Annotated in this window: 9 protein-coding genes and 1 riboswitch; of the genes, 8 read left to right on the forward strand and 1 reads right to left on the reverse strand. The window is 56.5% G+C overall.

The window, feature by feature from the left end; genetic code table 11:
- Positions 1-219 precede the first annotated feature (219 nt).
- The gene (locus tag ON16_RS12675; protein ID WP_040663296.1) at positions 220-1383 is read left to right on the forward strand and encodes a DEAD/DEAH box helicase; all 1164 of its coding nucleotides are present in this window, start codon (positions 220-222) and stop codon (positions 1381-1383) included.
- A gap of 149 nt (positions 1384-1532) precedes the next feature.
- On the opposite strand, the gene ON16_RS12680 is transcribed toward ON16_RS12675, so the two are convergent.
- Complete coding sequence (locus ON16_RS12680; protein ID WP_040663299.1) at positions 1533-2816, reverse strand: S1C family serine protease; 1284 nt, start codon at positions 2814-2816, stop codon at positions 1533-1535.
- A 195-nt stretch (positions 2817-3011) separates the two neighbouring features.
- Here ON16_RS12680 and ON16_RS12685 point away from each other — a divergent pair, with 195 nt between their 5' ends.
- The 7 genes from ON16_RS12685 to ON16_RS12715 form a co-directional block, all read left to right on the forward strand.
- Positions 3012-4013 carry an MBL fold metallo-hydrolase gene (locus tag ON16_RS12685; protein ID WP_040663302.1) on the forward strand — a complete coding sequence of 334 codons (1002 nt, stop codon included), beginning with the start codon at positions 3012-3014 and terminating at the stop codon, positions 4011-4013.
- A 1-nt stretch (position 4014) separates the two neighbouring features.
- A complete protein-coding gene (gene deoC / locus ON16_RS12690; RefSeq protein ID WP_040663305.1) occupies positions 4015-4671 on the forward strand; it encodes a deoxyribose-phosphate aldolase in 657 nt (218 codons plus the stop codon).
- A 76-nt stretch (positions 4672-4747) separates the two neighbouring features.
- Positions 4748-5464 (forward strand): purine-nucleoside phosphorylase, encoded by a 717-nt coding sequence (gene deoD / locus ON16_RS12695; RefSeq protein WP_040663308.1) that lies wholly within the window; start codon positions 4748-4750, stop codon positions 5462-5464.
- Positions 5465-5613: 149 nt separating this feature from the next.
- The gene (locus ON16_RS12700) at positions 5614-6831 is read left to right on the forward strand and encodes a BMP family ABC transporter substrate-binding protein (RefSeq protein WP_040663311.1); all 1218 of its coding nucleotides are present in this window, start codon (positions 5614-5616) and stop codon (positions 6829-6831) included.
- Between the two features lie 278 nt (positions 6832-7109).
- Complete coding sequence (locus ON16_RS12705; protein WP_040663314.1) at positions 7110-7412, forward strand: hypothetical protein; 303 nt, start codon at positions 7110-7112, stop codon at positions 7410-7412.
- Positions 7413-7785: 373 nt separating this feature from the next.
- Complete coding sequence (locus ON16_RS12710) at positions 7786-8211, forward strand: hypothetical protein (RefSeq protein ID WP_040663317.1); 426 nt, start codon at positions 7786-7788, stop codon at positions 8209-8211.
- A gap of 37 nt (positions 8212-8248) precedes the next feature.
- Positions 8249-8331: riboswitch (cyclic di-GMP riboswitch) on the forward strand.
- A 38-nt stretch (positions 8332-8369) separates the two neighbouring features.
- A partial coding sequence (locus tag ON16_RS12715) for an InlB B-repeat-containing protein (RefSeq protein ID WP_040663320.1) occupies positions 8370-12019 on the forward strand: 3650 nt, incomplete at its 3' end.

Below are 12019 nucleotides of genomic sequence, written 5' to 3' on the forward strand. Positions count from 1 at the left end.
GAATATCCGCAGACTGGACGCGAAGGCTGGATGTCTCCGCAGAGAAAAGAGCCGTTCGTGTTATCAAAGGCGATGGCGGAAAACGCCCAAAAGGGGCGCGCCCTTTACAAATTCCGGTAAAACGGATATAATAACAGATATTTCATACAAAAAGAAAAAATGCGCCCCAATTAGGATTGAGGCGCTGTAAAAACAAGATTGGAAGAGGACAAAACAACTATGGAATTAACAGAAGGCGTCCGGTTTGACAGTCTGGGATTGTCGCCGGAGATGATGCGCGCCCTTGAAAAGCGCAATATCGAAGTTTCCACGCCTGTACAGGCCGGGTGCATCCCGCCCATGCTGGCTTGGAAGGACGTGATTGCCAAGGCTCCCACTGGAACGGGAAAGACCTTTGCATACGGCATCCCCATTGTGGAGCACGTCGATCCGGAGGACGAATCCGTTCAGGCGGTCATCTTGGCGCCCACCCGGGAGCTGGCCATCCAGATCACGCAGGAGCTGCGGGACATCGCGGCGTACCGCCCCAGTGTGCGGATCGTGTGTCTTTACGGCGGACAGCCCATTAATAAGCAGATCGACATTTTGAAGAAAAAGCCCCAGATCGTCGTGGCCACGCCGGGGCGGCTGGCGGATCATATGAAGCGGCGCACCGTGCGGGTGGACACCGCCCAGACCGTGGTGCTGGACGAGGCCGACCGCATGCTGGACATGGGTTTCATCCATGACGTGACCCGTCTGCTGGATCGGATGAACCAGCGGAAAAACTTGGGTATGTTTTCCGCCACCATTTCCCGAGAGGTTATGGACATCGCGTGGGTTTATCAGCGGGACGCGGAGGAGATTACCGTTCGGGCGGACGAGCAGAACAAGCCGGATATCCTTCAGTACCGTCTGGAAGTCAGCTACGATGGAAAGGCCGAGGCCATTGACCGCATTATGAAGGGCGGAAACTATGACCGGGCCATGGCCTTCTGCAACACAAAGGGGTCCACGGAGCGCATCACAAAGTTTTTGCAGATGCGGGGGATGGATGCCGAGTGCATCCATGGCGACATTCCCCAGAAGAAGCGGGAGCAGGTGATGGAAAAGTTCCGTAAGGGCGAATTGCGGGTCTTCGTGGCCACCGATGTGGCGGCCCGGGGCATCGACGTGGACGATGTGGACGTGGTGTTCAACTGCGACGTGCCGGATGAGAATCAGGACTATGTCCACCGCATCGGCCGCACCGGCCGGGCCAAGCGCCACGGCGTGGCCGTGAGCATGATTGCGGATTACCCCGCCAAAATGCGGATCGACAACATCGCCAAATGTACCGCCAACACCATCATCCCGGCGCAGATGGACGAAAACGGCGTTCTCAGTGAGCTGAAAGAGGGCTAAGTTCCACCAAATAGAAAAAGAGCCGCCCCAGCTGTACCAGCCGGGGCGGCTTTGCATATGGAAAGAAGCCTGACGGAGGCATGCTCCGCTTTGCGGGATGGATTGCACGGCGAAGCGCACCTTAGAGAAGACAATCCGTGCGGAGGCGCTCAGGCAGCTTTGCTGGCCTGATTTTCTTCAAACTGCTTCACCTGATCCAGCGTCTGGCCCTCTACGGTCAGATCAGCCTTCAGCACAGGGTCGATGGCCACAGCCAGATACATGTTGTTGCCGAAGACAAATGCTCCGGAGGTGACGCCCACCACCTGCCCATAGACATTCAGCAGCGCACCGCCGCTGGAGCCTTGGGAGATGTCGGCGGTGGACATGATACAGGGGGTGCTGTAACCGGAAACTTCCCGGCTGACGTCGCTGATAATGCCGGAGGAAATGGCGAGGCCCAGCCCAAGGGGGCTTCCGATGGTATACACCGTGTCGCCCGCCCGCAGGGTGTTCCGGGAGGCCATTTCCAGATGGACAAAGCCCGGAGTCTTCACGCCCGTGATGGATTTGGTGCCAATGCGCAAAACCGCGATATCAATGCCCTCGTCATAGTAAAGAACCTTCTCCACGGGGTACTGTTCGCCGCTGACCAGCTTGACAATACCGGTGGAACTGCCTTTAATCGCGTGATAATTGGTGACGGCCAGACCGTCCTCACTGATAAAAAAGCCGCTGGCGGTGCCATCCGGCTCGTCCACGTTATAGTTTTTGCCCGTTTCATACATGCTCAACTGAAACACGGCGGCGGTAAATCGGTCGGCAGCCTGTCGGGCGGTCAGTTCCTGATTGGAAAGGCCCAGAGCCTTGGCTGTGGCGGCAGATGTAGCGGAGGAGGCCGTCAAACGGTCCAAAACCGTGTCGTCGCTTCCCTTATAGGTTGCGTACAGCGCCCCGGCGGTCAGCTCAAACAAATCGCCGCGCGTCAGCGTTTCGCCGTAATTCCGGGAAACAACCGCCATGTGCCGGGCAAAGGCGACGGAGTTCTCATAGGAAAAGTCGCTGTTGGTATAGCCAAGCATCCGCATCAGGGCCGCGCAGTAAGCCTGGGTGGAGATGGCCTGAGACGCGCCAAAGGTGTCTCCGGTGATCCCGTTGAGCCAGCCCTGTCCATAGGCATACCGAACAGACGGAACCGCGTAGGCGGGCACATCCTGAAAGGGAATGTGGGTCTTGTCTGCCGCGGTGGCCTTCTCGGCTCCTGCCAGACGGACCAGCACCACAGCGGCCTGTGCGCGGGTGGCGGAATCATCCACGTTATACGCGCCCCGAACCACGTTCAGAGCCGACAGCGTCTGCGCGGCGCGGATTCCCTCGCCGGTGAGCGCCTGAGCGGGAACGGCGCAGATCAGCAGCATAGCCGCTAGGGCCAGTGCGAAAAATTTTTTCTTCATACTTAAAAATGACCTCCACAAACGAACTTTTTCTATTTTATCACGCGAAAACACCCTTTTCAAGGCTGGAATGAAAATAGCGCCGCCCGGCAAAACTTCTGAAAAAGAGGTTGACCAATTGCGCGGGAGCCGTGGACAGACTTCAAAAAAACTGCTACAATAGGGCTTGGCAAAGAAATTAAAAAGGAGAAACACATGGCTGAGCAGCTTGCGCCGGGGCTTTGGCGCCTGAACATCCCCTTGGAGGGGAACCCTTTAAAAAACCTCAATAGTTTTTTGATCACCGGAGAGCGGAACCTGCTGATCGACACCGGCTTTAACCAACCCGCATGTAAGCGGGCGATGGACGACCAGCTTCGAGAGATCGGCGCGGACCTCAATCGGACGGATATTTTCCTGACTCATCTTCACAGCGACCACACCGGCCTTTCCACGTATCTCCACCGGCCCGGCTGCGCCGTGTTCCTCAGCGGGACGGACGCGATCCGGCGGGAGGAGTACAGCCACGAGGAAATCTGGCGGAAAAAATATGCCAGCTATGTGGAAAACGGCTTTACATGGGAGGAAATGAACTGGCTGTGGGACAGCAATCCCGCCAAAATGGAAGGCCCGGAGCCGTTGGACGGGGGCTTTGACCGGCTGGACGACGGCGCGGTGCTGGAATATGGCGGACGAAAGCTGCGCTGCATCCTGACGCCGGGACACACGCCGGGACACCTGTGCCTCTATGATGCGTGCAATGGCGTACTGTTTTCCAGCGACCATGTTCTCTTTCACATCACGCCCAACATCTGCCGGTGGGAGGGCGTTCCCGATGCACTGGGGGACTATCTGGAGAGCTTGGACAAGGTGAAGGACCTTCCGGTAAAGATGCTGCTGCCCGCCCATCGGGAGGAGACTGGCGATCTGCGCCAGCGGGCCGAAGAACTGAAGGCCCACCACGCCCACCGGCTGGACAACGCCGAAAGGATTGTGGCGGAGTCACCGGGACTGACCGCCTATGAGATCACCGGACGGATGCAGTGGAGCATCCGTGCCCGAAACTGGACCGAATTTCCACTGACGCAGAAATTTTTCGCGGTGGGGGAGGCGATGGCCCATCTGGACTGGCTGGAGGTACGGGGAAAGGTGACCCACCGGCTTGAAAACGGGAAGATACGCTACTACTCAATTGACAATCATAAAGGAGTCGACTGAAATGGATCTGAAAGAGATTTTATCCAAATGCGACCATACCCTGTTGGCCCAGACAGCCACGTGGAGCGAGATCAAGGCCCTGTGCGATAACGGAATGAAATACGCCTGCGCCAGCGTCTGCATTCCGGCGAGCTATGTCGCCCAAGCGGCGGAATATGTGGCGGGAAAGCTCCCCATCTGCACGGTGATCGGCTTTCCCAACGGATACTCCACCACCAAGGCCAAATGCTTTGAGGCGTCCGACGCGGCGGACAATGGGGCCGAGGAGATCGACATGGTCATCAACCTGGGCTGGGTGAAAGACGAAAAGTGGGACGACCTGCTGGCGGAAATCAAGGCGGTAAAAGCCGCGTGCAAGGGAAGACTCTTGAAGGTCATCATCGAAACCTGCTTTCTCACCGACGCGGAGAAAATCAAGCTGTGTGAGATTGTGACTGCCTCCGGCGCGGAATTTATCAAGACTTCCACCGGCTTTGGCGGCGGCGGAGCCACCCGGGAGGACGTGGCGCTGTTCAAGGCCCATGTGGGCCCGAACGTACAGATCAAGGCCGCCGGCGGTATCGCGGATTTAAAGGACGCGGAGGACTTTATCGCGCTGGGTGCGGACAGACTGGGCACCAGCCGGGTAGTAAAGGCAGTCAAGGCGCTGGAAAAGTAAGCGCTGAATAGTGAAAGGGTACTTGCGGGACAAGCGTCCCGATATGGAAATTAAAAATTTTAAGGAGGAAATTCTCATGTCCACTCCCCACAACAGAGCAGAAAAAGGCGATTTTGCCAAAACAGTCCTGATGCCCGGCGATCCTCTGCGGGCAAAGTATATCGCGGATAACTTTTTGAAAGACGCACGGCTTGTGAACAATGTTCGCGGCGTGCAGGGCTATACCGGTATATATAAGGACACCCCCGTGTCCGTCATGGCTTCCGGTATGGGTATGCCCGCCATCGGGATCTATTCCCACGAGCTGTTCCATTTCTACGATGTGGACAACATCATCCGCGTGGGCAGCGCCGGGGCAATTACGGACAAGCTGAACCTGCGGGACGTGGTGCTGGGTCAGGCGGCCTGCACAGATTCCAACTTTGCTCACCAGTTTGGTCTTGGCGGAACCCTTGCCCCTGTGGCGAACTATGAACTGCTGGAGACGGCGGTGAACGTGGCCCGCAAGTCCGGGGCCAGCTGGGTCGTGGGCAGCTTTTTCTCCAGCGACATTTTCTATAACAAGGCCGAGGACTCTCTGAAATGGGCGGATTACGGCGTGGTCGCGGTGGAGATGGAATCTGCGGCGCTGTACTGGAACGCACTGGAAGCGGGCAAGCGGGCGCTGACGATCTGCACCGTGTCCGACAGCATTGTCACCGGCGAGGGTCTGCCCGCCGACGAACGGCAGAGCAGCTTTACGCAGATGATGGAAATTGCACTGGACACCGCAGTGGAGATGGCAAAAAAATGATAGGCCATTCCTTAAAAATGTGTCAAAACAGAAAACTCTTTTAATTACAGTTGAAATTTAAGGAAAGAATTGATATAATTGCCCATGGTTTGTGGAAGGGCGACCTCTCGCCCGACTCAACCAAAATTTTGAAAGAAGGTTTGATTCCAATGAAGAAGTTTCTTGCACTGGCACTGGCATTGGTCATGACCGCGTCTCTGGCCGCCTGCGGCAACGGCAGCAGCTCTGCCGCTTCTGGCTCCGCCTCCGCGTCCGGCAGCGCAGCGGCTGCCTCTGACTATCGCGTGGCCATGATCACCGATTACGGTGACATTACCGACCAGTCCTTCAACCAGACTACTTACGAGGCATGCAAGACGTTCTGCGACGACAACAGCGTACAGTTCAACTACTACAAGCCCGCCGGTGACTCCACCGCCGAGCGTGTGGCAATGGTGGACGCCGCTGTGGCCGATGGCTATAACGTCATCGTGATGCCCGGTTACGCGTTCGGCGGCACCATCGTGGAAGCCGCTCCCCTGTATCCCGACGTGAAGTTCGTGGCTCTGGACGTGGCCGCCGGTGACATTCTGGAGACCGCCGTGGCTGCCAAGGGCGAGACTTATGACTACAATCCTGCCAACTGGAATATGGCTGACTATGTCGATCTGAGCAACGTGTATTGCGCCGTGTATCAGGAAGAACTTTGCGGCTACATGGCCGGTTACGCGGCTGTGAAGCTGGGCTATAACCATCTGGGCTTCCTGGGCGGCATGGCGGTCCCCGCCGTGGTTCGTTATGGCTATGGCTATGTTCAGGGCGCTGACGCCGCTGCCGCTGAGACCGGCACAGACGTATCCATGGAGTATGTCTACGGCAACCAGTTCTTCGGCGATGCCGATATCACCGCTTACATGGATAACTGGTATCAGACCATGGGCGTGCAGGCTGTGTTTGCCTGCGGCGGCGGTATCTATACCTCCGCAGCTGAGGCTGCCGCCAAGGTGGACGGCGCCAAGGTCATCGGCGTGGATACCGACCAGTCCGGCATCATCGACGCTTACGGCGAGGGCATGACCATCACCTCCGCCATGAAGGGCTTGGCTGCTACGGTCAACACCCTGCTCACCGAAATCGTTCTCAACGACAACTGGTCCTCTTATGCCAACCAGATCCAGACTCTGGGCCTTGTCTCCGGCGATGATCCCGAGGCCAACTACGTCCAGATCCCCGTGGCGACTACCCAGTGGGGTGACGGCTTCACGCAGGACGACTACAAGGCGCTGGTTGCCAAGCTGTACAGCGGCGAGATCACCGTGTCCAACGACACCAGCACCGAGCCGACTGTCACCAACATCACGGTCAATTACGCTGGCAACATTAAGTAATCACCGCATTTTTCGAGGAAAGAGGACGGGTTTTTTGCCCGCCCTCTTTTTTTGTGGAAAAATACCTTTTATCACAGGGAACGAGAGCGGGTGAAGGGTAGAAAACCTTGGCCCGTTCACTCACTCCGGCAATTTCGCCGGGAGATGGACATAAAAGTGCGATACGCCGCAAAATCAGTGGCAAGGGTATGAAAAAACTGATATAATAATTAAAAAGTATAAATTAAATGGTATGCGGCCGCTTTTTGCAGTCGTGGAGCGAATCAGGAGGAAACCGTATGGAAGAAGAAAAGGACCCGTTTGCGCTGATTACAATGACGATCCCCAAACGGGCGCCGGTGTTTCCCGGGAGTGTAGGAACCTTCCGCTACCGTTTGGTGCGGGATGGAAAAGCCGGGGAGGGGACGGTGCAGGCCAGCGTTTACGAAAATATATGCTTTGAAAAAGCAAAGCATATCGAAACAGAGTCGTTTCCGTGGACGGAGGAGGGGATGGCCCAGATCCGCGCATGGCTCAACCAGAAACTTCAGGAGCGGGGGACGCAGCCCTTCTCCATCCTTGGCGGACGGGACGTGGAATGAGCGTCTGCCCGATCCGCAGCCGAGAGGCCCGCTGTACAGCGGGCCTCTCGGTGCGTTTGGGCCGGTTGGAATGAATGAAGGCAACACCGCACAAAGAACGTCTAGCGGTTTTGCGTGCAGATTGCGGAATCTGCACCAGTCTCTGTTCGGCGCTACCTTAAAAACCCAAGCATTGGAACGGAAAAGGGATACATGAATTAAAAAAGACTTTTAAAGATTTGGGCAAATTTAACAAAAGCAGAGGGGAATTTTTGAAAATTATATTTTTTAAAAATGAATCAAAAAGGCTAGAATGTAACCAAAGGTGTAACCTGATGATGCTATAATAACCCCATTATCTGAGAAGTCTGCAAAGAAAGGACGGCTTGAAACAATGGGCGAGAAGCGGTGGGAGAATCGGTATCGCGACACGGTGGTCTGTATAGACGAATATGTGGACGGCGTGTGCACGGGGCGGCTGACGAATCCGGGACTCCCTGAACCCATTCTGTTCCATGGGGTGATGCAGTTCCTGCTGGAAATGGAAAAACTGCTGGACGATATGCGGTTTCCGGAGCCTTTCACGCGGACTCGGAGTTTTGCGCCGGCGGCGGCGCCCCCCAGCAATACGGTGCCAAGTACCGCGCATGGCCATCTGGCTACCTTTAATCTGCGTGTCCTGTTCCGGCAGAATGCCAGCTGGCAGGGTTCCGTGCAATGGCTGGAGGGTCGGCAGGAAGAGAGCTTTCGCAGCGTATTGGAGCTGCTGTTGCTTATGAACAGCACACTGAAACAGGGACAGAGCGAAGAGAGTACATGAGTTCCCCGCCACAGGGAATGTGGCAGATACCAAATTAATCTTGAAGGGGCAAACCGTTCGAAAGGGCGGGACGCAAAGCCAGGGAGCTACGGCGAAAGCTATGCCAGCCCGGCTGCCACGATTTTTTGATTCAATGCAAATTTGAAAGGAGAAAAATCATGGCAAAAAACTTGAAAAGAAGAGGATTGGCACTGCTCATGACAATCATCATGAGTATCAGTCTGCTGCCAATCAACGTAATGGCTGAGGGCGACGCAGACAGCGCCGGCAGCGCTTCCCAGACGGAGGAATCAGTTTCCGGTGATAGCTCCGCCAGCACGGGCGATGTCGCTACCGGCGACACCAGCACGGGCGATGCCGCTACCGGTGACACCAGCACGGGCGATGCCGCTACCGGCGACACTAGCACAGGTGATGCCGCTACCGGCGACACCAGCACGGGCGATGCCGCGACCGGCGACACCAGCACGGGCGACGCCGCTACCGGCGACACCAGCACGGGCGATGCCGCTACCGGCGACACCAGCACGGGCGATGCCGCTACCGGCGACACCAGCGCGGGCGACGCCGCGACCGGCGACACCAGCACGGGCGATGCCGCTACCGGCGATACCAGCACGGGCGACGCCGCTACCGGCGACACCAGCACCGGTGATACCGGTACTGTAACCGATCCGGCAGCGCCTGTTACCCCCGTTGCCCCCGTGACTCCTGTCGATCCCGCCGCCCCTGCGGTCCCTGAGAAGACCCCGGAGGAGTTGGCAAAGGAAGAAGCGGACCGTCTGGCTGCGGAAGCCGCCGCCAAGGCAGAGGCTGACCGTCTGGCCGCGGAAGCTGCCGCTAAGGCAGAGGCAGATCGTCTGGCTGCCGAGCGCGCTGCGTTCGAGGCCGCGTATCCCGAAATTTCCGGTGAAAAGTCCTTCAACAATGTGACCGCCAGCGTGAACGCTCCCTTCGGCGCGTTCCCCGCAGGGACCACGTTGACCATTGAGCCGGTGAAAAACGGCTTTATGGAGGGTGTTGTCTCCGCGGTTAAGAGCCTGTTCGGCGCGGATGCGGCCACCACCCTCTCCACTCTGATGGAGAATGTGGAGGCTGCCACTGCCGAGGATGAAACTGCCACCGGTGCGGTTGCGTTCAATATTACTTTTACCGACGCCGAGGGCAACGAAATTCAGCCCAACGCTGAGTACCCTGTGGACGTGCGCTTTGAGGTGGCCTCCGACAACGAGATGGTGGCTGAGAGCAGCCAGCTGCAGGTTTTCCACATGGAGAATGAGACATCCGTGGCCACGCCCGTGGGTGAGCCGCAGGCAATCACGGATTCTTCGGTAGCGCAGGAAATCTCCGTGAGCTCCGACCACTTTTCTATCTGGGTAGTTGGCGGAGTTACCGAAAAACCCACCGCCACTTATACCTACTATGTCAACGGCGCGAAGTACAGCGAGCAGATCGTCAAGGACGGCGAAACGCTGAATCAGCCCGAAGCGCCTGCTTCTACGGAGACTGGAAAGATTTTTGTCGGTTGGTATACAACCGCAGAGGGCGGCGACCTGTTTACAGCCTTTGGAGCGACCGCCGTAAGCAAGACGCAGGAAATTAACCTGTATGCGCGCTTCGACACAAAGTACTATGTGTTCTACAAGGAGTCTGAAACCGGCCGCGTGGTTGCCACGCAGGAATACGCCAACGGCGCAGCTGTGGACACCGCCTCGGTTGCCTACTCCGTCAAGGCGGACCAGGCACTGGTGGGCTGGAGCACCAACCCCACAGCCACCGCAGCAGACAAGAACCTCACGGTGAACGGCGGAAACATCACCCTGTATCCTGTGGTGAAGAACGCACATTGGATTACCTTTAATTCCAACGAAGGTTCTCCCGTCGATCCTATGTATGTTCTGAGCGGGGAATCCACCGGCACCCTGCCTGCCTCTACCCGCGCGGGTTATAAGTTTGATGGCTGGTATACCGCGTCCGGTGACAAGTTTACCGGCGGCAAGCTGACCGAGAACATCACTCTGACAGCAAAGTGGACTGCGCAGGAATCCAACTACACGGTGGTGTACTGGCAGGAAAATGCCGACGACAACGGGTATACCTACGTGGAAAAGGTCAGCAGATCCGGTAAGACCGGCGATGAAGCTACCTACAAAAACAAAAGCTATACCGGCTTTAAGCTGAACACAACCAAGACCGACGCGGAGAACGTCACGATTTCCGGCGATGGCACTACCATCAAAAATGTGTATTACAGCCGTAATACCTATACCCTGACCTTCCTCTCCAGAGATGGTGCTGTATGCGGGAAAGTGGAGCATGAACATTGGCGGGGCTGGAAATACGATCCCGATGATTGCTATAATAAAAATGGAACGCTTACCTGCACAAAGGAAGAGCATACCCATACCGATTCCTGCTATGTGGTTGCATCCTTCAGTGGGATTAAGTTTGGTGAAAAGACCACAAGTTATTGGAATCAGGCAAATAATAAAGTTTCCAGTTATCTGTGGTTTACCACTTCGAATGGCAGCACCGCCTATTCGGAGCCTCCTACGATGCCCCAGAACAATCTGACTGTTTACGGTGAATATAATGCAGCTGTCAGTTATATTTACTATTACGAAAAGGGCACAACAAAGGAAATTCACCCTGCGTTCCAACTGAACCGCAGCGGATGGACCTTCTCGGATGAGGACTATATTGTGCTTCCCGGCTTTACCTTTGCGAACTCGGACGGTCCGTCTACTTCTGGCGGCCGCTATGTGGGAAAACTTTACTATACCCGCAATAACTACAACATTACCTTTAACACCAACGGCGGGCCTAATGTAACCGCTGTCAATCAAATTCCGTATGAGACAAATATCTCCGGTAAGGCTCCCGGCAGCTATGAGGTGGGAAAAACCACCAAAACGGTGAACGGCGAGACGCTGTACTTTGCCGGCTGGTATGACAACGAGGCCTGCGCGGGCGACGCGTTCAGCTTCTCCGGCAAGACAATGCCCGCTAAGAACTTGCTGCTCTATGCCAAGTGGACCAGCAAGACCTTTACCGTGACCTTTGACGCCAACGGCGGCACTGCGGTTGCGGCCATGGAAACCGTTCCCTTTGGCTCGACCATTGACGAGGAAGATACGGTGACCACCCGCAATGGCTATACCTTTGGCGGATGGACGCTGGACGGCAAGCCCTTCAGCTTTGGCACGCCTGTGACAAAAGATCTTGCTCTGAAGGCGGTCTGGCTGAACAGCAAGGGGTACAGCGTGACCTATTCCGCAGGCGAGGGTTCCGGTTCCGTGACGGACTCCGGCAAGTATGCCGAGGGTACGCAGGCGCAGGTGTCCTCCGCCGCCAGTCTGACGGCTCCCACCGGAAAGGTGTTCGTGGGTTGGGCAGATGCCAGCGGCAATGTCTACTATCCCGGCAGCCTCGTCACAGTTCCCAAGAACGGCGTGACTTTGACGGCGCAGTGGGCTGACGTGAACAAGACCGCCAGCCTGACCTATGACCCCAACGGCGGAACGCATACTGGGAACCACGAGGATTTGACCGTTACTTCAATCACCAACAACGGGACGGTTACTCTGGCAAGCCCTGCCAGCTTGGGCATTACCCACGACGGCTATAAGTTTGACGGCTGGAACACGCAGAAGGACGGTAACGGCGAGTCCTTTGCCGCCGGTGCAGTAGTTCGGGTGGATAACATTGGAAACAACGTTCTCTATGCCCAATGGACGCAGACGGCTCATACCCTGACCGTGAACTATGTCTATGAGAATGGGGCGGTGGCAGCTGAGCAGGTCACCGA

The sequence above is a fragment of the Oscillibacter ruminantium GH1 genome (genome assembly GCF_000307265.1).
Lineage (GTDB): Bacteria > Bacillota > Clostridia > Oscillospirales > Oscillospiraceae > Oscillibacter > Oscillibacter ruminantium.